The sequence below is a fragment of the Terriglobales bacterium genome (assembly GCA_035454605.1).
Lineage (GTDB): Bacteria > Acidobacteriota > Terriglobia > Terriglobales > Acidobacteriaceae > DATMAB01.
In genome coordinates, this window is sequence record DATIGQ010000014.1 from 12,364 (window position 1) to 33,673 (window position 21,310).

Annotated in this window: 17 protein-coding genes; 13 read left to right on the plus strand and 4 right to left on the minus strand. The window is 65.0% G+C overall.

Features of this window, described 5'->3' with window-relative positions; genetic code table 11:
- The first annotated feature begins 83 nt into the window (after positions 1–83).
- From VLE48_01140 to murG, 6 genes are all read left to right on the plus strand, one after another.
- The gene (locus tag VLE48_01140) at positions 84–1,610 is read left to right on the plus strand and encodes a UDP-N-acetylmuramoyl-L-alanyl-D-glutamate--2,6-diaminopimelate ligase (protein HSA91590.1); all 1,527 of its coding nucleotides are present in this window, start codon (positions 84–86) and stop codon (positions 1,608–1,610) included.
- Positions 1,607–2,995 (plus strand): UDP-N-acetylmuramoyl-tripeptide--D-alanyl-D-alanine ligase, encoded by a 1,389-nt coding sequence (gene murF, locus VLE48_01145; protein HSA91591.1) that lies wholly within the window; start codon positions 1,607–1,609, stop codon positions 2,993–2,995. Before VLE48_01140 ends, murF begins: the two co-directional genes overlap by 4 nt.
- 86 nt (positions 2,996–3,081) lie before the next feature.
- Positions 3,082–4,215: a phospho-N-acetylmuramoyl-pentapeptide-transferase gene (mraY, locus tag VLE48_01150; GenBank protein HSA91592.1), complete on the plus strand. Its 1,134-nt coding sequence runs from the start codon at positions 3,082–3,084 to the stop codon at positions 4,213–4,215.
- 68 nt (positions 4,216–4,283) lie between these two features.
- A complete protein-coding gene (murD, locus tag VLE48_01155) occupies positions 4,284–5,699 on the plus strand; it encodes a UDP-N-acetylmuramoyl-L-alanine--D-glutamate ligase (GenBank protein ID HSA91593.1) in 1,416 nt (471 codons plus the stop codon).
- Complete coding sequence (ftsW, locus tag VLE48_01160; GenBank protein HSA91594.1) at positions 5,692–6,783, plus strand: putative lipid II flippase FtsW; 1,092 nt, start codon at positions 5,692–5,694, stop codon at positions 6,781–6,783. The genes murD and ftsW overlap by 8 nt, the downstream gene beginning before the upstream one ends.
- A 4-nt stretch (positions 6,784–6,787) precedes the next feature.
- Entirely contained in the window at positions 6,788–7,855 is a 1,068-nt protein-coding gene (gene murG / locus VLE48_01165; GenBank protein HSA91595.1) for an undecaprenyldiphospho-muramoylpentapeptide beta-N-acetylglucosaminyltransferase, read from the plus strand.
- Between the two features lie 24 nt (positions 7,856–7,879).
- On the opposite strand, the gene VLE48_01170 is transcribed toward murG, so the two are convergent.
- On the minus strand, positions 7,880–8,668 hold the full coding sequence (locus VLE48_01170) for a c-type cytochrome (GenBank protein ID HSA91596.1): 789 nt from the start codon (positions 8,666–8,668) through the stop codon (positions 7,880–7,882).
- A gap of 251 nt (positions 8,669–8,919) precedes the next feature.
- Between VLE48_01170 and murC the strand changes: the two genes are divergently transcribed.
- From murC to ftsZ, 5 genes are all read left to right on the plus strand, one after another.
- A complete protein-coding gene (gene murC, locus VLE48_01175) occupies positions 8,920–10,314 on the plus strand; it encodes a UDP-N-acetylmuramate--L-alanine ligase (protein HSA91597.1) in 1,395 nt (464 codons plus the stop codon).
- A gap of 155 nt (positions 10,315–10,469) precedes the next feature.
- The gene (locus VLE48_01180; GenBank protein HSA91598.1) at positions 10,470–10,823 is read left to right on the plus strand and encodes a hypothetical protein; all 354 of its coding nucleotides are present in this window, start codon (positions 10,470–10,472) and stop codon (positions 10,821–10,823) included.
- A 201-nt stretch (positions 10,824–11,024) separates the two neighbouring features.
- On the plus strand, positions 11,025–11,993 hold the full coding sequence (locus VLE48_01185) for an FtsQ-type POTRA domain-containing protein (protein ID HSA91599.1): 969 nt from the start codon (positions 11,025–11,027) through the stop codon (positions 11,991–11,993).
- A gap of 4 nt (positions 11,994–11,997) precedes the next feature.
- Entirely contained in the window at positions 11,998–13,248 is a 1,251-nt protein-coding gene (ftsA, locus tag VLE48_01190) for a cell division protein FtsA (GenBank protein ID HSA91600.1), read from the plus strand.
- Between the two features lie 74 nt (positions 13,249–13,322).
- Positions 13,323–14,546, plus strand: coding sequence for a cell division protein FtsZ (gene ftsZ, locus VLE48_01195; protein HSA91601.1), 1,224 nt, complete (start codon positions 13,323–13,325; stop codon positions 14,544–14,546).
- 55 nt (positions 14,547–14,601) lie between these two features.
- Here ftsZ and VLE48_01200 read toward each other — a convergent pair whose 3' ends face one another.
- Positions 14,602–16,317 carry a protein kinase gene (locus VLE48_01200; GenBank protein HSA91602.1) on the minus strand — a complete coding sequence of 572 codons (1,716 nt, stop codon included), beginning with the start codon at positions 16,315–16,317 and terminating at the stop codon, positions 14,602–14,604.
- Between the two features lie 364 nt (positions 16,318–16,681).
- On the opposite strand from VLE48_01200, the gene VLE48_01205 reads away from it, so the two are divergent.
- Positions 16,682–17,857: a penicillin-binding transpeptidase domain-containing protein gene (locus tag VLE48_01205; protein ID HSA91603.1), complete on the plus strand. Its 1,176-nt coding sequence runs from the start codon at positions 16,682–16,684 to the stop codon at positions 17,855–17,857.
- A 135-nt stretch (positions 17,858–17,992) separates the two neighbouring features.
- Positions 17,993–18,697 (plus strand): PEGA domain-containing protein, encoded by a 705-nt coding sequence (locus VLE48_01210; GenBank protein ID HSA91604.1) that lies wholly within the window; start codon positions 17,993–17,995, stop codon positions 18,695–18,697.
- A 49-nt stretch (positions 18,698–18,746) separates the two neighbouring features.
- Here VLE48_01210 and VLE48_01215 read toward each other — a convergent pair whose 3' ends face one another.
- Together VLE48_01215 and VLE48_01220 are read right to left on the minus strand one after the other, a co-directional pair.
- Positions 18,747–19,484, minus strand: coding sequence for an ABC transporter ATP-binding protein (locus VLE48_01215; GenBank protein ID HSA91605.1), 738 nt, complete (start codon positions 19,482–19,484; stop codon positions 18,747–18,749).
- A gap of 102 nt (positions 19,485–19,586) precedes the next feature.
- Positions 19,587–20,966: an efflux RND transporter periplasmic adaptor subunit gene (locus VLE48_01220; protein ID HSA91606.1), complete on the minus strand. Its 1,380-nt coding sequence runs from the start codon at positions 20,964–20,966 to the stop codon at positions 19,587–19,589.
- Positions 20,967–21,310 lie beyond the last annotated feature (344 nt).

Here is a 21,310-nt window from a genome sequence, read left to right on the forward strand (position 1 = left end):
CGCCCCGCGTCAGGGAGCGGCACGAAGCGGGGCTTTAGCTCCGGCAAAACGCATCCTACGGTGTCTATAATCGAAAACAACCGATGACTTTTCGCCAGCTCCTCGACGGTGTCGAAACCCTGGCCCAGCGCGGGAATCCTGAGATTACCGGCATCCAGTACGATTCCCGGCGCATCTCGCCCGGCGACCTGTTCGTGGCCATGCGCGGGGAGACCACCGACGGCAACCGCTACATCGAGCAGGCCATCGCGGGTGGCGCAGCCGCCGTCGTGAGCGACACCGCGGAGACCGCGCCCCACGCCGGCATCGCCTGGGCCCACGTGCCCCATGGCCGCCAGGCCCTGGCCCGGTTGGCCGCCAACTTCTACGGACGCCCCGCGGTGCGTATGAGGCTCACCGGCATCACCGGCACCAACGGCAAGACCACGTCCGCTTTCCTGGCCGAAGCCATCCTGGGGGCCATGGGTCGGACGTCGGCTCTGCTGGGGACGGTCGAGTATCACATCGGGCCGGAGGTGTTGCCGGCGCCACATACCACGCCCGAATCCCTGGAGATTCACCGCCTGCTCGACCGGGCGTCCCGCCAGGGCGCCAGCGAGCTGGTGATGGAGGTTTCCTCGCACGCCCTGGCGCAGCAGCGCGTTTTCGGCCTGCCCTTCGACGTAGCCGTCTTCACCAACCTGACCCGCGACCACCTCGACTATCACGGCGATTTCGAAGACTACTTCGAAGCCAAGAAATTCCTGTTTGCCGGCTGCGGTTCCGAGCCGCCGCGCCTCGCCGTGCTGAACGCCGACGACGACTACGGCGTGCGCCTGGTGCCCTTCGCCAAATCGCAGGGATCGCTGGTGGTCACCTACGGCATCGAGCGCGGCGACTTTCAGGCTACGCGCATCAACATGGGACCGCAGGGCACCACGTTCGTTCTGGCCACACCCCGAGGCTCGGCGTCGATTTCGACCCATCTCATCGGCCGCGTCAACGTGTACAACATCCTGGCCGCTGCCGCTGCCGCGGTGGGGCGCGGCTGCTCGCTGGATGCCATCCGTCGCGGTGTAGCCGCGGTGCACCGCGTTCCCGGGCGCTTCGAGTCGGTAGACTGCGGGCAGCCCTTTGCGGTGGTAGTGGACTACGCCCACACCGACGACGCCTTGCGCAATCTCACTGCCGTGGCCCGCGCCTTCGTCAGCCGGGAAGGGCACGCGGGTCGGGTGATCACTCTGTTCGGCTGCGGCGGCGATCGCGACCGCACCAAGCGCCCGCTCATGGGGGACGCCGCGGGGCGGGGCAGTGACTTCGTCCTGCTCACTTCCGACAATCCGCGCAGCGAGGATCCGCTGGCCATCATCAACGACGCCCTGGTTGGCCTGCAGAAGACCGGCACCCGCCACCTGGTGGAACCCGATCGCCGCCGCGCCATCGAGCGTGCCATCGCCGAGGCCCGTACCGGTGACATCGTGCTGATCGCCGGCAAGGGCCACGAGCGCGTGCAGGTGAGCGCGGCCGGCAGCCTTCCCTTTGACGACGTCGAAGTAGCCCGCGAAACCCTGCGGGCCGCCGGATACACCCTGGAGAGCCAGGAAGCGGCTGTCGCCGGAGGCCGTCGTTGAAGCTCCCCCTCCAGCGCGTGGCGGAGTTCGTGGCCGCCGCAGGCGAATTCGACCCCGGCGCCGTCGCCCAGGGTTACTCCATCGACTCACGCACGGTGAAGCCGGGCGAGCTGTTCTTCGCCGTGCAGGGCGAGCGGCTCGATGGCCACGATTTCGTTCCTCAGGCGCTCGCCGCCGGCGCCGTGGCGGCCGTGGTCAGCCAGAAGAAGATGGGCGGGTTCAGCCACCGCTCCCGCCTTCTGGTGGTGGAAGACACACTGTCCTCCCTGCAATCGCTGGGCGCTGCGGTGCGCCGCACCTGGGGTGGTCCACTCGTGGCCGTTACCGGATCCGCCGGCAAGACCACCACCAAGGAAGCCATCGCCCGGCTCCTCTCCCTCAAGCTTCGGGTGATGAAGTCGGAAGGCAACCTCAACAACCACTTCGGGCTGCCCCTGCAGTTGCTGCGCCTGGAGCCGGAGCATCAGGTAGCCGTGGTGGAGCTGGGCATGTCACACGCCGGCGAGATTGCCGCGCTCGCGCGCATCGCTCGTCCCGACATCGGCGTGGTGACGAACGTGGCCCCTGTGCATCTGGGGTTCTTCACTTCGGTGGCGGAGATTGCGCGCGCCAAGTACGAACTCATCGAGTCCCTGTCGGCCGGTGGCGTGGCCGTGCTCAACGCCGACGACGAGTACGTCTCCCGCTTCGGCCGCGAGTTCGCCGGCCGCGTTGTCACCTTCGCGCTCCACCATCCGGCCGACGTTCGCGCCGAGGCCGTCGAGGACCTCGGCGTCCGCGGCAGCCGCTTTGAGATCGTCGCCGGAGGCCAGCGTCGTTCCGCCACCCTGCCGCTGCTTGGCCGGCATAGCATCTACAACGCCCTGGCCGCCGTGGCTGTGGCGCTGGAGCGCGGCATTCCGCTCGACCAGGCTGCTTCCGCGCTCGCCTCCCTGCCGGCGGGGGAGCGTCGTGGAGAAGTCTTGGACTTGGCCGGCGTCACCGTGGTCAACGATTGCTACAATTCCAACCCGCGTGCCCTCGACGCCATGGTAGACACCCTGGCCGGCATTCCCGCCCGGCGGCGTATTGTCGTGGCCGGTGAGATGCTGGAACTTGGACCTTCGGCTCCCGAGCTGCACCGCCGTTGTGGCGCGCATATGGCTCAGGCCGGCATCGACTTGCTGGTGGGCGTACGCGGCAACGCGGAACACATCGTCGAAGGCGCTCTTGCCGCCGGCGTCAAAGCGCATTTCCTGGCGACTCCCGAAGAAGCCGGAGAGTGGCTGGCCCGCGAGGTCGCTACCGGGGATGCGGTGCTGCTGAAGGCTTCTCGCGGAGTGCGGCTGGAGAAAGCGCTGGAGGTCTGGCAGGCGCGCCGGGAAGCCGCGGCTGCCACGGGTTGAGGGTTTCTCGTTTTTCGATTTCTCGAAAAGCCGGCCACGAGAAACGAGAAACGCGAAACGAGAAACGGGTTACGAGGGGTTGAGGATTGCTCTACTGGCTGCTGTACCAGCAACTGTTCGAGTACTTCTCGCCCTTCCGTCTTTTCCGCTACCTCACCTTCCGCACCGCTTTTGCCAGCCTCACCGCGCTGGCCATCGGCTTCATCATCGGCCCCGTGGTTATCCGCCGCCTGCGCCAGTTCCAGATCGGCCAGTACATCCGCGAGGAAGGCCCGCAGGCGCACCAGAAGAAGGCCGGCACGCCCACCATGGGCGGCGTGCTCATCACCATTGCCGTGGTGGTGCCGACCCTCTTGTGGGCCGACCTGAGCAACAAGTTCATCTGGATCGCCGTCGGCGCCACCCTGGCTTTCGCCGCCATCGGCTTCGCCGACGACTACCTGAAGGTCGTCCATCACCGCAACCTTGGCCTCACAGGCCGCACCAAGCTGGCTCTCCAGATTCTCATCAGCATCGTCATCGCGGTCGTCCTGGTGCTCATGCGCGCCCGGGGCGAGTACTCCACCGTGCTGCTGGTCCCATTCTTCAAGAACCTGCGTCCGGACATGGCCATCCCGCCCCTGCTGGCCGAGCCCCACTTGTGGCCCCTGGCCTTTCTGCCCTTCATCGCCTTCGTTGCGCTGGTCATCGTGGGCTCATCGAATGCGGTCAACCTTACCGACGGGCTCGACGGCTTGGCCATCGGCTGCAGCGTGATTGCGGCCGGGGCTCTGGCCGTCCTGACCTACGTGAGCGGTCACGCCGTTTTTGCCAGCTACTTGGAGCTGCAGCGCATCCCGCAGATCTCCGAGCTCACCATCTTCTGCGGTGCCATGGTCGGCGCCTGCATCGGATTTCTCTGGTACAACGCCCATCCGGCGGAGATCTTCATGGGCGACGTGGGTTCGCTCGCCCTGGGTGGCGCCATCGGCACCGTGGCCGTCCTCATCAAGCAGGAGCTGCTGCTGCCCTTCATCGGCGGCATCTTCGTGATTGAGGCGCTCTCCGTCATCCTGCAGGTCGCCTCCTACAAGACGCGCAAGAAGCGCATCTTCAAGATGGCGCCCCTGCATCATCATTTCGAGCTGCTGGGCTGGTCGGAGTCCAAGATCATCGTGCGCTTCTGGATCTCCTCGCTGGTGTTTGCACTCTTTGCTCTGACCACGCTGAAGCTGCGCTGAGATGCGGTCCGGCGTGGCACAATGCGTTGTAGCCTGGCAACTGGCAACTGGGTACTGGCAACGGATTCATGGAAGTTAAGAACCAACGCATCCTCGTCGTCGGCCTGGGCAAGTCCGGCGTAGCCTCGGCCTTGTTCCTCAAGGCCCGCGGGGCACGCGTCACCGTCAGCGACGCCAAGACCGAAGAGGAACTGCGCCAGGAAATCCCTTCGCTGCTTGATGCCGGCATCGCCGTCGAGGCCGGTGGCCACGGCGAGCGCACCTTCCGCGACCAGGACCTCATCGTCGTCAGTCCCGGCGTGCCCGTGGATGTGCCGCAGCTCGAGCAGGCCCGCGCCCTGGGCGTCCCGGTGATTGGCGAGATCGAGTTGGCCTCGCGCTTCCTCAGTGGCCACATCGTGGCCATCACCGGTTCGAACGGCAAGACCACCACCACGGCGCTCAGCGGGGAAGTCATTTCCTGGGGCGGCTACGAAACCCTGGTGGGCGGCAACATCGGCACCCCGGCCATCTCCCTGGTCGCGGACTCCACTTCCGACACCTACGTGGTCCTTGAGGTGTCCAGTTTCCAACTGGAGACCATTCAGAGCTTCCATCCCTTCATTGCCGTGGTCTTAAATGTTTCACCGGACCACCTCGACCGCCACCGCAGCTTCGAGAACTACGTCGCCGCCAAGGCCCGCATCTTCGAGAACCAGAACGAAAGCGACTTCGCTGTGCTCAACTTCGACGACCCCACCTGCCGCGATTTAGCGAAGAAGACCCGCGCTCATGTGCGCTGGTTCAGCCGCAAGGGCGAGGTGGAAAGCGGCGCCTGGGCCGCCGACGGAAAGATCTGGTGGCGCGACGACGACAACGACCGCCAGGAGCTCATGCCGGTCTCCAGCATCCCGCTCAAGGGCGCGCACAATCTGGAGAACGTGCTGGCGGCTGCCTGCTGCGGGCGCATCGTGGGTGCCGAGCCGCGGCGTGTGGCCAGTGCCGTCTCCGAATTCAAGGCCGTCGAGCACCGCCTGGAGTACGTGGCCACGCTCAACGGCGTCGAGTTCTACAACGACTCCAAGGCCACCAACGTGGATGCCACCATCAAGGCGCTAGAGTCCTTTTCCGGCGGCATCCACATCATCCTCGGCGGCAAGGACAAGGGCAGCGACTACTCGGTGCTCGCTCCGCTACTGAAGGCGCGGGTGCGCCGCGTGTACACCATCGGCGCCGCCGCGGAGAAGATCGAGCAGCAGATTGCGGGTGCGGCCGAGGTCCTGCGCGCCGAGACCCTGGAGAACGCCGTGCGGCGTGCTGCCGAAGCTGCTTCACCCGGCGAGGTCGTGCTGCTGGCTCCGGCCTGCGCCAGCTTCGACCAGTTCCAGAACTACGAACACCGCGGACGGGTCTTCAAGGAAGCGGTGGCCGCGCTCGAGGCGCGCGCCAAAGGTCCCTCGGCCGCTGCCATCCCGGGTGAGGGAGGAGCCCAGGCGCATGGCTAAACGCGTCAGCGTCGACAAGACGCTGTTTACCGCGACCCTGCTCCTGGTCTTCTTTGGCCTCGTCATGGTGTTCAGCGCCTCCGCCGTCATGGCCGCGGAGCGTTTCGGTTCTCCCTACCACTTTCTTTTCCGCCAGATGGCCTGGGCCACGGCGGGTCTGGCCGCCATGGTGGCGCTGATGAACCTGGACTACCGCCGCCTGCGCCATCCTGCGGTGGTGTTCTCTTTGCTCGGTGTCACCACGCTGCTGCTGGTCGCCGTGTTCTTCCTGGACCGCACCGCCAACACCCATCGCTGGATCCGTCTGGGGGCGTTTTCCTTCCAGCCCTCCGAGCTGGCCAAACCCGCCCTCATCCTGTTCCTGGCCTGGTTCCTGGAGACCCGCTTGCGTTCCATGGACGACTGGCGCAATACCTTGCTTCCCGCAGCCGTTCCCATCCTGCTGTTCGCCGGGCTGATCGTGAAGCAGCCCGACCTAGGCACCGCCATCGTGGTGGTCCTCATTGCGGCCGTCATCCTGTTCCTGGCCGGGTTGCGCCTGCGCTATTTCGCCATCGCCGCCGCGGCCTCGCTGGTTCCGCTCTACTTCCTGGTGTTCCGCGTCAAGTGGCGCTACGAGCGCATCCTGGCGTTTCTCGATCCCTATTCGGACCCGCTGGGCCGTGGGTTCCACGTCATCCAGTCCCTGCTCGCCGTGGGCACCGGCGGAGTGTTCGGCACCGGCCTGATGGAAGGGAAGCAGAAGCTCTTCTACCTGCCCGAGCCGCACACCGACTTCATCTTCGCCGTGGCTGCCGAGGAGACCGGCCTGGTCGGCGCGCTCATTCTGGTCGCCCTCTTCACCGTGTTTCTCTATCGCGGCATGCGCTGCGCGAACGCTGCCGGTGAACCCTTCGCTCGCTTGCTCGCCGCCGGCATCACCGCCATGGTCGCCGTGCAGGCCTTCCTCAATATGAGCGTGGTGTTGGGCCTCATGCCCACCAAGGGTATCCCCCTGCCCCTGGTTTCCTACGGCGGCTCCTCGCTGTTCGTCACCCTGGCCTCCATCGGCGTGCTGCTGAACATCACGCAGCACACAGACTGAAGCCATGCGTGTCGTCATCGCCGGCGGCGGCACCGGAGGCCACGTCATCCCCGCCCTGGCCATCGCCCGCGTCCTCAAGGAAGAGCACGGCGCAGAGCTCTTGTTCATCGGCACCGCTCGCGGCATCGAGAACCGCCTGGTTCCCGCAGCCGGTTTTCAACTGGAACTGACCGAGGTCGGTGCGCTCAAGAACGTCAGCCTGGCGACCCGTTTTTCTACCCTCAGCGCGCTTCCGCGAGCCGTGCTGCGCTCCCGCCGCCTGCTTCGCGATTTTCAGGCTGAGGTCGTGCTGGGCGTCGGCGGATACGCCTCCGGCCCCGCCATGTTGGCCGCTGTCCTGGCGGGAATTCCCCGAGTGGCTTTCGAATCCAACGCTGTGCCCGGCTTCGCCAACCGCGCGATTGCGCGATGGCTTACGACTGCGGCTGTGCAATTTCCGGAAACGGTTGGCAGTTTCCCCAATGCGCAGGTCACGGGCACGCCCGTGCGCCCGGAGTTTTTCAACGTTCCTCCGCGCCAGGGCAACGCCCCGCCCACGCTCCTCATCTTCGGCGGCAGTCAGGGCGCGGCGTCCCTCAACCGCGCGATGATGGGAGCGGCAGCCTCACTGCAGAAGAGCGTTCCCGGCCTCCGTATCGTGCATCAGACCGGGGAGCGTGACTTCGAAGCCGTGATGTCCGCCTACGAGCGCGCCGGGGTCAACTCTACCGTCTCCCGGTTCATCGAGCGCATGTCGGAGGCCTTCGCCTCCGCCGACCTTCTGCTTTGCCGCGCCGGAGCTTCGACCGTAGCCGAAGTCTCCGCCGCTGGACGCCCTGCCATCTTCGTGCCTTTTCCACGCGCCGCCGACGACCATCAGCGCCGCAACGCCGAGGCCTTCACCCAGGCCGGTGCCGCCGTTCTGCTGCCCGAATCAGAACTGACGCCCCAGCGCCTGGTGGAGACGGTACGCGACCTGCTCGCCGACCGCGCCCGCTTGCGGGATATGTCCGAATCCGCGCGCCACCTCGCCCATCCTGACGCCGCCCGGGCCATTGCGGCGCTGGTTGCCAAGGCCGCCACGCGCGAGTGACGTCCCCGGCCGTCCGGCCCCGCCTTATTCTTTTCGCAGTTTTTCAAGCTGCTGGCGGAAGAACGGCTTCCAGTCTTCTGGCGCCAGCTCCAGGCCTCGCTCGAAACTGTGGATGGCTTGATCACGCAGTCCGGCGTGCACCTCGATTCGTCCGCGCGTGAAGTAGATCGAAGCCGATTCGCCGTTCACTTCCTTCTCCAGGTCCAGGATTCGCAGCGCGGCATCCACCTTCCCACCGGAAGCCAGGCGTTCGCCCAGGGCAGTCAGCATCCCCGTGCTGAAGTCATAGGCAAAACCGCCGTAGTTGCTCTTTCGCAGCTCTCGATACTGGGTAATGGCTGCGTCAACGCCTTCCTTCTCGATGGTCCTGGCCAGGATGTCTCCCAGCATTTCCGGTTTGGAAGCCGTGCGGTGGCACGTCATGCACGTCACTTCCACTCGTTCCTGCGGCGCTGACTCCAGCTTTGTGAGTTGCGTCAGATAGGTCTGGTTGATGTCCTGGACCATCTGGATCATCAGGCGCGCTTTTTGCTTGGTGATCTTCTCATCGGAAGGGAAGTCGAACTTGGTGAGGTCCGATCCTTCACCCACATGGCAGTGCTGGCAACGCACGTCGAGGGCGAAAGCGAACCCACGCATCACCTCGCCCAGTTGCGCCCCTTTGGTGCCTTTGGGCAGCACCTTCAGATTCTTGGGTTCCTCGGGCCAGCGGAAGCCTTGGGCCGAGCAGTTCGCCGTGTTGAACACCAGGGACCCCACCATGGCCAGCCAAACCATCAGGACTCGACGTTGGGTCCGGAATGCCGTTTTCATTTCTTCGTCTCCTCATTCTCCCTCGACGGCATGAACCCTACAGGTTCGGCGCCGTCCTTGTCCATCCGGCTTTTCAGCACCTCCTTTCGGAGACTGTCAAGCTGAGGTTCTGGGTACTTCGGCGCTAACCGAGCCTGTCGCTTTTCCGTGTCTTAAGCTATGGTGTGATGAGGATTGAGAGCCAAAAGCCAAAAGCCAAGACCAAGCTGGCAGCTAGGAGCTAGCAGCTAATTTTCGCTCGCATCCAACGCGTGCATTTCGTCGGCATCGGAGGCATCGGCATGAGCGGCATCGCCGAAGTGCTGCTCACGCTGGGCTACAAGGTCTCCGGCTCCGACCTCAAACTGTCTCCCCTGACTCAGCGCCTCACCACCTTGGGTGCGACCATCCTCGAAGGCCACCGCGCGGAACACGTTCAGGGTGCCGAAGTGGTCGTCACCAGTTCCGCCGTCGCGCCCGACAACCCGGAAGTGCTGGCGGCACACCAGCACCACATCCCGGTGATCCCCCGTGCGGAAATGCTGGCCGAACTGATGCGCCTGAAGTACGGCATCGCCATCGCCGGCATGCACGGCAAGACCACCACCACCTCCATGGTTGCCGCGGTTCTGGCCGCGGGTGGCCTGGACCCCACCGTGGTGGTCGGCGGACGCGTGGACGCCATGGGTTCGAATGCCCGCTTGGGCAAATCCCAGTACTTGGTGGCCGAGGCGGATGAGAGCGATCGCTCCTTCCTGCGACTCTCGCCCATCCTGTCTGTGGTCACCAACCTGGATCGCGAGCACATGGACTGCTATCGCGACATGCGTGATGTGCTCCGGGCTTTCCGCGACTTCATCGAGCGTGTGCCCTTCTACGGCATGGCCATCCTCTGCCGGGACGACCGTCACCTGCGCCGCCTCCTGCCACGGCTCTCCCGGCGCGTGGTCACCTACGGCACCGGTGAAGATGCGGATTTCCGCGTCGCGCTGGGCCCGGTCGAGCCGGGCACGGTACGTGAGCGGCCCGTCAGCCGGTTCACCGTGCGTTACCGCGGGCAGGACCTGGGCGAATTCCGCGTGCACGTTCCGGGCGCACACAATGTCTTGAATGCGGCTGCAGCCGTGGCCGTGGGTATCGGCCTGGACGTCACCCCGTCACAGATTCGTGAGGCGCTGGACGGTTTTCGCGGTGTAGACCGCAGGTTCCAATTGCGCGGCTCGGCCCGCGGCGTCGCGGTGATCGACGACTATGGCCACCATCCCACCGAAATCCTGGCCACGCTGGCGGCGGCACGTTCCTGTGGCTATCGCCGAATTCATGTGGTCTTTCAGCCCCACCGTTACACCCGCACTCGGCTGCTCCTCGACGAATTTGCCGCTGCTTTCGGCGCCGCCGATTCACTGTTCATCCTGGATATCTACGCCGCCAGCGAGAACCCCATTCCCGGTGTCACCGGCGAAGCGCTGGCGGGCCGCATCCGCGAGAAGGGCGGCAGGGAAGCGGTCTATGTTCCCTCGTTCGCCGAGGCTGCGGCTGCGGTCGCGGCGCAGGCGCTCGAAGGCGACATGATTCTCACCTTGGGAGCGGGTAATATCTCTCACCTCGGTTCCCAAATTCTGGAGCAACTGCAGACTCAAGGGCAGGCGGTCTCCCAGAAACCATAGTCCTGCTGCCGTGGGCTTGAAAAAATGCCAGTCCACTCCGGACTTGGCTGAGACGATTTCCCGGCTGGAGCGTCTATAGCAGGGAAGCGCAATTCGTGGAACCAGGCGCTCACCCGCTGCGTAACCAAGCGCAACGGGCTTGCGAGAGAACGGCCGTGCATACCACTACAAGCCGGGTTGTGATTCTCGCCGCAGCATTCGTCGTTTTGTTCACGGTGGCACAGCCGTTCCTGCCTGCGCCGGCTGCGGAGACTGCGCATGCCCTCGACCCCAGCGCGTCCCTGAATAAGGCGGACGATCCGCGGGTGCTCTACCTGTTTTCCCAGGTGGAAATGGCGCTGGGTGATGTGGAATCCGCCGTTCGCCTGGCAGATCGGGCTTCCAAGGCCGAACGGAACCGGACCCAGGAAACGCCCCAGCCTGCCAAGGGCACCACGCCGTGCAATAGCCAGAGTCACAACCTGCGGGCGAGCATTCCCCCGATTCCGCTGGGACTGAGCCTTCTCTAGTCCGTCCCTGCTAAGCCCTGCCCCTCCCGACCACTCATGAATTTGGAAATTTCTTTGTACGCAACGAGAGGAAATGCAGTTATAGTGTGACTGGCGATTCTTCCGCGCGACAACTCGACCTAGCGCATGGCGCGAGACGACGCTTTCATTTCCCGAGCGGGCAGGTCTCCGGCTTCCGCGCGCGGCCGTTCCGCGCGTCCCTTGGACGATTCAGGCGAGGACGATTTTCCTCGCGAACTGGACATTGATGCCGCAGAGGAATCGCCCTTCCTGCGGGCCGAGAAGCGCATACCGGTCCGCCGCGGGCCTATTCCCCGACGCACCGCCGACCGCCTGAAGCAGATGCTCATGGTCCTGACCGTCCTGGGACTGGTGGGCAGCGCGGTCACGCTCGTCTACGGTTACGGTGCGCGCTCCTGGCGCTTCCGGCTGCAATCCGCCGACCACATCCAGATCAACGGCATCGAGAAAGTCGCGCCTGCGCAGGTGCTGGCCGTCTTCCGTCCCGACCTGGGACACCAGGTTTTCTCTGTCCCTCTGGAAGAGCGCAAGAAAGAGTTGCAGGAGATTTCCTGGGTGGAATCCGCCACGGTGATGCGGCTGCTCCCCGACCGCATCAAGGTTGACGTGCGCGAGCGTACGCCGGTTGCCTTCACACGCGTGGCATCGCGCATCGCCCTGATCGACGCTGCCGGCGTAATCCTGGAAATGCCTCCCGGCCGCGCCGAAGGATATTCGTTCCCCGTCATCCTGGGGATGACCGAGGACGAGCCCCTCTCCACCCGTGCCGCGCGCATGAAGATCTACGACGAACTGGTGAACGACCTGAACTCCGAAGGCGGCAACTATGCCAACGACCTCAGCGAAATCGACCTCAGTGATCCCGAGGACGTGAAAGTTCTGGTGGCTGATCCGGCCGGAGCGGTGCTCATCCATCTGGGCTCGGCGCACTACCTGAAGCGCTACAAGGTCTACATCGCGCATGCCGCCGAGTGGCGGCAGCAGTTCCAGAAGCTGGAGTCGGTGGACCTGCGCTATGACCGGCAGATCATCGTGAATCCGGACTCGCGCTCCTCTCCGATGAAGACGGATGACGCCGCGGCGAAGAAGCCCTCCGCCAAGACGACGAGCAAGGCCGCCCGCAGCGCGGGCAGAAAAGGAAGACGCTAGGCCCATGCCCCACCCGCAAGCCAGCCTGGTGACCGCCATCGACATGGGGAGCTCGAAGACCTGTGTGCTGGTGGCTGAAGTGGCCGAGAACGGCCTGCAGTATCGCGGTCACGGCGTTACCGAATCGCGCGGCACGCGCAAAGGCGCCATCGTGGACCTGGAGAAGGCGATCGCCGGGATCCAGCGCGCCTGCGAGCTTGCCGAGGAGGCTGCCGGAGCCTCCGTGGAACGCGCGCTGGTGGGAGTATCGGGCGTGCACATCCGCGGCATCAACAGCCGCGCCGGCGTGAGCGTGGCCACGCGGGCACGCGAGATTACGCGCGAAGATGTGCGCCAGGCGGTGGAGAAGGCGCGCGCTGTCGTGCTGCCCGACGACCGGGAGGTGCTGCACCTGCTGCCGCAAGAGTTCCTGCTCGACGAGCAGAACAGTATCCGCGACCCGCTGGGCATGCTGGGCAGCCGGCTGGAAGCCAAGGTGCACATGGTGACGGCAGCCGCGGCGGCGACCCAGACGGTGGTAAGCGCGGTGAACCGCGCCGGTGTGCAGGTGGACGACACGGTGTACGAAGCGCTGGCCTCGGCCGATGCCATCCTGCGTCCCGATGAGCGCGAACTGGGCGTGTGCCTGGCGGACATCGGCGCAGGCTCGACCGATTTGATCGTCTATCACGAAGGCTCCGTGGTGCATACCGCGGTGATTCCCATCGGCGGCGACCACTTCACCAACGACGTGGCCGTCGGTCTGCGCACGCCGCTCGGCGATGCCGAGAAGATCAAGTGTGCGTCCGGCAGCGCCCAGGTCAGCCGCGTGCCCGAGGGCAACGAGATCGAGGTGCCTTCGGTCGGCGACCGGCCTTCGCGGCTCATGCCGCAGCGTTCGCTGGCGGAGATCCTGGAACCGCGCGCGCAGGAATTGTTCGAGATGCTGCGCGACAACCTGGCGCATTCCGGCGTGCTCGAACTGTGCGGCGCCGGATTGGTGCTGACCGGAGGCGGTTCCCGCCTGCGCGGCATGGCGCAGGTGGCGGAAGAAGTGCTCAAGCGCCCGGTGCGTTCCGCGGTGCCGGCGGTGCTGGACAAGATGCCGGCGACGCTCGCGGAGCCGGAGTTCTCTACCGCGCTGGGGATGATCTTCTACGGGCATCGCGCCGTGGTGGCGCGCGGAGCCCAGCCGGAGAGTCTGCTGGGACGCCTGAAAGCGATGTTCGTAAAGAACGGCACGAATGGCAACGGAACGAACGGACACGGAAGGTGAGCAAAGAGCCTGCGCCGCTTGGGTGAGCACCGGGGGCGCGCCAGACCAGGACACAGCCTGAAGCGAGGGAGGATATGAGCGAAGGAACAGGAAACGGCGACATCCGCATCAAGTTCCACGAGGAAGCGCGCAACAAAGCCAGGCTCAAGGTGATCGGCGTGGGCGGCGGCGGCGGCAACGCCGTGAACCGCATGATCACGGCCCGCATGGAGGGCGTGGAATTCATCGTAGCCAACACCGATCAGCAGGCGCTGGAGCTTTCCAAGGCGCCGGTGAAGATCCAGCTGGGCGTCAAGCTCACCAATGGGCTGGGCGCCGGAGCGAACCCCGAAGTCGGGCGCAAGGCAGCGCTCGAGGACACGGACAAGATCATCGAGGCCTTGGAGGGCGCGGACATGGTGTTCGTTACCACCGGCCTGGGCGGCGGCACGGGCACGGGCGCCGCTCCCATCATCGCCTCCCTGGCTACGGAGATGGGCGCGCTGACGGTGGCGGTGGTGACCAAGCCGTTCGCCTTCGAGGGCAAGCGTCGCCGCCAGCAGGCGGAGCGCGGGCTGGCCGAACTGGTGGAGTCGGTGGACACGGTGTTGGTCATCCCCAACGAGAAGCTGCTGGGCGTGGCCCAGGACGCCGGCTTCTTCGAGTCCTTCCGCATCGCCGACGACATTCTGCGGCAAGGCGTGCAGGGCATCTCCGACATCATCACCATTCCCGGCATCATCAACCGCGACTTTGCCGACGTGAAGACCATCATGGCCGGCATGGGGCACGCGGTGATGGGCACGGCCACCGCCAAGGGGGAGCGGCGCGCCCTGGAAGCGGCGCAGAAGGCCATCGCTTCGCCGTTGCTGGAGGAAGGAGCCATCGACGGAGCGCGCGGCATCCTGATCAACATCACCGGCTCCAACACGCTGCGGCTGGCGGAGGTGAACGAAGCCTCCACCATCATCCAGACCGCAGCCCACGAAGAAGCCAACATCATCTTCGGCGCGGTGCAGGATGAGCAGATGAAGGACGAAGTCAAGATCACGGTGATCGCCACCGGGTTCAAGACCTCGATGCCGCAACGGCGGGAGAGCGTGGTGTCGCAAGCCGCGGCGGCATTAGCCGCCACACGCATGGCTGCGTCCTACGTCCCCGCGGCAGCGGGTCAGCGCGTGGCCACGGCAGTGGCCGCGGGCGGCGCCCGGCGCGAGACACCGGCGCTCAATGCGGTGCGCGAATCGGTGACGGCCACCGTGGAGCACGACGACCTGGACGTGCCAACCTTCATCCGGCGGAGGGGAGAGGCACGATAAAGGGCGCAGCCGGGAGGTCCATCCGCCTCGGCCTGGGCTGGTAAGGCTGCGGGGGTCAGCGGCCCAGCACGCGCGCCACGCCCTGCACGGTCTGTGCGGTGCGAGCGGCTTGCAGGCCCTTGCGCGCGGAGTCGTTCGAGGGATCGATTTCCAGCGCTTGCGAGAAGGCTGCCTCGGCGCCGGCGTAGTCGCCGCGCTGCATGCGCAAGTAGCCGTCATTCGTCAATTCCTGCGAGCTGACGGTCCGCTGCCCGCTGTTCTTCCCCTTCGGACCTCTGCCTTTGCCCTTGCCGCGGGCAGCGGCGGAGCGGGAGTTCGGCCAGGCAGAAGGCTCACTCGCCGAACGCGTCGGCGTGACTGCAGCGCGCTCGGTAGAAGATTTGGTGGCTGGGCTCGCGACGGGACTCGCCTCCGTGGTCTCAGCATAGACCCTTCCGGTAGAGCCATCGCCACCGAACACTGCGATGCCGACAGCGATCAGCAGCACCGCAAGCGCTGCGGCTAACGCTACCCGGGAGCGCCGTCCAAAGCGGCTTTTCGGTGGTAGTGGAGCGGCCGCTGCCACCGGCGACGGCGTGTCGGTTCGCGTGACGCTACCCATCAAGATGGTGCGGGTAAGCGGCGCAGACCCCGTCCTCGGGCCCAGGGACTGCAATGTCGCCTCCACCTGTTGCAGCGCAAGTGGCGGGAGGATGGCGTCCTCGACCGGCGCGGCTGGCGCCGGCTCGGCGGGTGGAGCGTCGGCCATGGCTGCAGCGGCCAGGGCCGCGGTGCTGAAGACCTGCGCGCACGGTTCGGCGGAGACCAGAATGTTCGGATCCGCCAATGCCTGCGCCATCTCTTCACCGGTCTGAAAGCGCCGCGCCGCGTCCTTTTCCAGTGCCTTCAACACCAGGTCCGACATGGCGGTGGAAATGTTCAGCCCTGGGTTGGTCAGATGTGGCGCCGTCGGTGGCGTCTGAATGTGGTGCCGCAGCAGATCGAAGGGATTCTCGGCAGTGAAAGGCACCCGCCCGGTGAGCATCTCAAACAGCACCACGCCCAGCGCATAGAGATCGGCGCGACCATCCACCTGAATGGTGCGGCTGGCGCGCGCCTGCTCCGGCGAAAGGTACTGCGGCGTGCCCAGAATGATGCCGGTCTGGGTATGCGCCGAGTCCTGGCCTGGGCTCTTGCTGAGCTTGGCAATGCCGAAATCAAGCACCTTAACCAGGTCGCTGCCGTCCGGTTGCGCGATCAGCAGGATGTTCTCCGGCTTGACGTCACGATGGATGATGCCCAACCGATGGGCGGCATCCAGAGCGAGCGCGGCCTGGCGCGCAATGCCGGCGGCGCGTTCCACGGAGAGCCATCCCTTGCTCTGCAGGAGTTGCCGCAGGGATTGTCCCTCGACCAGTTCCATGACGATGAAGGGGCGCCCGTCCTCGGTGGTATCGAAATCATCTAGGCGGACGGCATTGGGATGGCGCAGCTTGCGCGTGATCACCGCTTCGGTGCGGAAGCGATCCACGAACTGTGGTTCCGCGAGCAGCTTGCTGCTTACCACCTTGAGCGCGACGTCCTCCTGCAGGTGCACGTGACGGACGCGATAGACGGTGGCCATGCCGCCGGTGCCGATCTTTTCCAGCACCTCGTACTTGCCGCGCAGCACCATACCCGGAGTGAGCTCCGCCGCGTCCCGCAAAGCGTTCTGGTCCTTGGGGCAGATGGTGAACTCGGTCGGATATGTCGTACGGCAGCTCTCGCAATACTTCATGGCAGTGTCCATCATAGGATCAGGTGGTGAGCCAGGAGCAGGTCTCATAAGTGAGGGGCGTATACCTGCCCTAAGGTCACGGCGGCGGAGCGAGAGCCAGTTGTCAGCGAGCAGAGACCCCGTCACCAACCGAGTTACGGGGGCGAACTCGCCCCGAGGTGATGCTTTAATCCATTGATTACAGACGGTTTGCCGCAATCCATGCGCGAAGGTACACCACCATTTGGGTATTGAAACCGGAGTGCAAATCCCTTACTATCACGCCATTGATACTCCGTGTGGGCCGGCGGAAGCCGGATACCACGCGGCTAATTTTTTCGGACTCCACGTGACCAGAAAGCTCCCCATTCGAGCGACCCTTATCTCGACTGCACTGCTAGTGTGGCTACTTTCCGACCTTGCCGGCGCAGCCACCGCCAGCCAGACGACAAGCCAAACCGCCAAAACGAAATCAGGTTCCACGCAAGCCAAGAGCGGTTCCAAGAAGTCCACAACTCGGAAGACCGCGACGAAGAAGCGGCGCTACCGTCGCTATGAACGCTTTTACACCAGCTCCTACGCGGACGACGTGACTGCGGGGGACGAAATCGAGGGCGAAGACCCGGTGGTGCGTGAGGCCGCGCTGGAAGCTCTGGGTCGCATGAACGGCACAGTGGTCGTGATTGACTCGTTCACGGGGCGCATCCTGACCCTGGTGAACCAGAAGTTGGCGCTTTCCGAGGGCGCGCAGCCTTGCTCCACCTTCAAGGTGGCGGTGGCGCTGGCGGCGCTGAATGATGCCGTGGTGACGCGCGAGGAGGAAGTGGTGCTGGGATTCACCCGGCGCCGGCGCCGGGTTCCGCGCCGGCCCATCACCATGAATCTGACCAAGGCCACGGCGGAGTCGAACAACGGGTACTTCCAGGTGCTGGGCCGCAGACTGGGGTTCGAACGGGTGAGCCGCTACGCGCACGAGTTCGGGATGGGCGAGCTGGCGGGCTGGGGGATCGAGGGCGAGCATCCCGGCACCTTCCCGGAGACGGAGCCGGCGGCGGGCGTGGGCCTGTTGTGCTCGCACGGCGAGGGCATCCGCATGACACCGCTGCAACTGGGCGCGTTCATGGCCGCCATCGCCAACGGCGGCACGCTTTACTATCTGCAGCACCCCACCACGACGGAAGAACTAACGTCCTTCCAGCCCCGCATCAAGCGCGAATTGAACATTGGGTCGCTGATCCCGGAGGTTTCCGAGGGCATGGTGGGCGCGGTGGAGTACGGCAGCGCGCGCAGCTTGCGCTACAACTTCTGGGAAGAGACGGTGGCGGGCAAGACCGGCACCTGTTCGCACAACGGTACCCGCTTCGGGTGGTTCGCGTCGTGGACGCCGACCGAGCGCGGACCCCTGGTGACGGTGGTGTTCCTGCAGGGCGGACGGCCGACGTTCGGTCCGCGCGCCGCGGAAATCACCGGCCGCTTCTACCGCAACCTTTACGATCGTAACTACTTCGCCGGTCGCGCGACCGCGCAAACGCAGGGAGCCTCCGAGGAAACCGGCGGCAGCGGCACGTCGCACTAGCGCGCTTCGCGCAGACCTCCTTCAACCGGAGCCATTGAGCAGCCGGGGGGTTCTCTCACCGACAGGTCCGGTACGGGTTATAATGCGGGTCGTCCTTGGGTTCCCATCCCCAATCCCTCACCGAGGATTTCCACAATGAACCTTTCACGGATTCTCCTTCTCCTGCTCCTGATTAGCCCAACAGTGGGCCTAGGCGAAAACCCACGAGTGTTCGTTACCGATAGCAAGAGCTGGGAAGTTTCCGGCGGGTTCGCCGGCACCAGCGAAGGCTTCGCCGGCGGTACGAGCGGCGGTGCCCGCCCACAGACTGCGGAAATCATCAAGACTTTTGGGGAAAAATGCTCTGGGGTGACCATCAACAACCGTCCAGACCGCGCCGACTATGTGGTTCTACTGGACCACGAAGGTGGTAAGGGCTGGATTCGGAAGGACAACAAGGTCGCAGTGTTTAACCGCGATGGAGATTCGATTGTCAGCAAGTCCACTCGTTCCCTGGGTGGATCCGTAGAAACTGCATGCGAAGCGATTCTGAGGGAGTGGTCCAGCGGCGGCGCTGAGCGTGCAGCCGCGGCCGCGCGAGAACAGACCACCGCCAAGGCCGCTTCTCCGGCGCCGGCACCCGCTGCTTCGCCCGCCAAAGTCGACGTATCCTCGGAACCAAGCGGAGCCGATATAGAGGTGGACGGAGCCTTTGCGGGCAGCACACCTTCGACGTTGGAGCTGGCGCAGGGGGAACACGTGATCGCGGTGAAGAAATCCGGATACAAGCCATGGGAGCGCAAGGTCAAGATTACCGGCGGAAGTATTCGACTGAGCGCGGATCTCGAAAAGATCCCATAACACCCACCTTATCCCAGTTGCTGATCCCAGTTTCCTGGCAGAACGCTTACTACGGTTTGCGCTCGTCCAGTTCGACCTTGCCGTCGCGGATGTGGATCACGCGGTGGGCGTGCTCGGCGATATCGTGCTCGTGAGTGACGAGAATGATGGTGTTGCCCTGTTTGTGCAGGCGGTCGAACAGCGCCATGATCTCGGCGCCGGTCTGCGAGTCCAGGTTGCCGGTGGGCTCGTCGGCCAGGATGATGGAGGGAGAGTTCACCAGAGCGCGAGCGACGGCCACCCGCTGGCGCTGGCCGCCGGAAAGCTCGTTGGGCTTGTGGTGCATGCGGTCGGCAAGGTCCACCGCAGCCAGCGCGCCCTCGGCTTTCTGGATGCGCTCGGCGGCGGGCGTGCCGTTGTAGATGAGCGGCAGCTCGACGTTGTGCAGCGCAGTGGCCCGAGCCAGCAGGTTGAAGGTCTGGAAGACGAAGCCGATCTCCTTGTTGCGGATGCGGGCCAGTTCGTCGTCATCGAGTTCGCTGACCAGTTGTCCGTTGAGCCAGTACTGGCCCTTGCTGGGGGTGTCCAGGCAACCGATCAGGTTCATGAGGGTGGACTTGCCGGAACCCGAGGGGCCCATGATGGCGACGTACTCGCCGCGGTCAATACGCATGTCGACGCCGCGCAGAGCATGCACTTCCTCGGCGCCCATGTCGTAGGTCTTCCACAGGGCGTGGGTGAAGATCATGCAGTTGGGCGGCGGTGCGGGGATTGCGGCCTCGACCACGCTTGCGACTTGCGTTGCCATAGATTTCTCCTCGCTCATGACGCTTCCCACAGCCGGGCGGCCGTCGGGTCCCTTCGTATTCCTACCGTATTCCGGATTAGACGGCGGAAACCCGGCTTTGTCTCACGATTCCTGGTCCTCTTTCTTGCGCTCCGACGGTTTTTCCACCTTGACTCCGGCGCCGTTACGCAGCGAACGCAGCACACGGTAGCTGCCGGTCACGATGTCTTCGCCGTCCTTGAGCCCGCTGGTGACCTCGATCTCGGTCACGCCGGTGATGCCGGTTTCCACCGGCACAAATACGGCCTTGTGATCGCGGATGACAAACACACCCTGAATATCTTCCTTCTTCTTGTCCGCCGGGGCCGGGGCCGCCGCCTGGGCAGATCCCTTGTCGCCTTTCGGCTCCAGGTCCGACTTTTGGCGGATGGTAAGTGCCTGGATGGGGATGGTCAGGACGCCCTGGCGAGTGGCGGTGGTGACCTTGGCGGTGGCCGACAAGCCGGGGCGCAGGTTGGCTGGCGGATCCTGCAAGGTGACCACAACCTTGAAGTCCTTGGCCTCCTGACTGCTGGTGGTGGTCTGCGAGGTGGCCAGGCCGGTGGAACGCACCACGGCGATGTTGCCGATCTCGGTCACCTTGCCCTGGAAGGTCTTGCCGGGAATGGCGTCGATGGTGACCTCGGCGGGCTGATCCAGCTTGACGTTGACGATGTCGGTCTCATCCACCTTGACCTCGGCCGTGATGACCGAAAGATCAGAAAGCGTCATGAGAGTGCTGCCCGGCGAGTTCTGGATGCCGACGACCACGGTTTCGCCCTCACGCACCGGCAGGTTGGTGATGACGCCGTCAAAGGGCGCGGTGTAGAGAGTCTTACTGAGGACATCCGAGGCGCGGGTGAGAGTGGCGGCGGCCTGGCCGACACGACCGGCGGCTGACTCGCGCTGCGCGTGCGCCTGAGCGAGACGGGCCTGGGCTTGCGCCAGGCCGGCGTCGGCGGCTTCAAAGGCGGCCTTGCGGCTGTCATACTCGGCCTTGGAGATGAGCGCCGCCTGGTAGAGACCCTGGGCGCGGTCGTAGTCCAGCTTGGTGCGCTCCAGTTCGGCCTTGGCGCGATTGAGGTCGGCCTGGGCGGTGCGCATGGCGGCCTGGGCGGCCACCTCGTCGGTGCGCGAGGCCTCGAGCGAGGAGCGCATGGCGGCCACATCCGCGGAGGATTGGACGTTCTCCAACTGGGCCAGGAGCTGGCCCTGCTGGACGCGGTCGCCCTCGCGCACGTGCAGCTTCACAATCTTGCCGAAGGCGTTGGCGCTGATGTTCACGTAGCGCTGAGGTTTGATCTCGCCCGAGGCGGTGACCACGGAAGCCAGATCGCGGCGCTCCACCTTGCCGGCCTGCACCTCTACCACGTTCTTGCGGCTCTGCCGCACGGTGAAGCCGACGATGGCCAGCACCGCCACAGCAGCGCCCGAAATGATCGCTATCTTCTTTTTCCGACTCATCGAATGCTCAGTGTCGCGACCGCGGCCCCGGCCCCGACAGGGCACAAGGCCACCTAGAAATAGTTACGAGAAAACCGCCGCAAAAGTTTCCCGCCCGAACAGGGCAGGATCGGCGGCGGCCGGATACTCCCCGGGGGCTAACTGAGATTATAGCGGGGCAGGCTTGCGGGCGCATCCGGGACGGACGGTCCCAGGCAACTTGCCGTGGTCCGGACGCTTCCTACAGGAAAAGCATCCAAATGACTGGTAGAGGTGTGCTTAGGGGCTGGGGCCGGGAGGATAGTAAGCCTTGATTTTGACCCTCAGTGCACCTAGAATCTAAGAGCCCAGAGGAGTCGTCTCCC

What these genes read in the sequence shown, in the direction of transcription:
- VLE48_01140 (HSA91590.1), top strand. Translation starts at nt 84, where the DNA reads ATGACTTTTCGCCAGCTCCTCGACGGTGTCGAAACCCTGGCCCAGCGC.
- murD (HSA91593.1), top strand. Translation starts at nt 4,284, where the DNA reads ATGGAAGTTAAGAACCAACGCATCCTCGTCGTCGGCCTGGGCAAGTCC.
- ftsW (HSA91594.1), top strand. Translation starts at nt 5,692, where the DNA reads ATGGCTAAACGCGTCAGCGTCGACAAGACGCTGTTTACCGCGACCCTG.
- murG (HSA91595.1), top strand. Translation starts at nt 6,788, where the DNA reads ATGCGTGTCGTCATCGCCGGCGGCGGCACCGGAGGCCACGTCATCCCC.
- VLE48_01170 (HSA91596.1), bottom strand. Translation starts at nt 8,668, where the DNA reads ATGAAAACGGCATTCCGGACCCAACGTCGAGTCCTGATGGTTTGGCTG.
- ftsA (HSA91600.1), top strand. Translation starts at nt 11,998, where the DNA reads ATGCCCCACCCGCAAGCCAGCCTGGTGACCGCCATCGACATGGGGAGC.
- ftsZ (HSA91601.1), top strand. Translation starts at nt 13,323, where the DNA reads ATGAGCGAAGGAACAGGAAACGGCGACATCCGCATCAAGTTCCACGAG.
- VLE48_01200 (HSA91602.1), bottom strand. Translation starts at nt 16,317, where the DNA reads ATGATGGACACTGCCATGAAGTATTGCGAGAGCTGCCGTACGACATAT.
- VLE48_01210 (HSA91604.1), top strand. Translation starts at nt 17,993, where the DNA reads ATGAACCTTTCACGGATTCTCCTTCTCCTGCTCCTGATTAGCCCAACA.
- VLE48_01215 (HSA91605.1), bottom strand. Translation starts at nt 19,484, where the DNA reads ATGGCAACGCAAGTCGCAAGCGTGGTCGAGGCCGCAATCCCCGCACCG.
- VLE48_01220 (HSA91606.1), bottom strand. Translation starts at nt 20,966, where the DNA reads ATGAGTCGGAAAAAGAAGATAGCGATCATTTCGGGCGCTGCTGTGGCG.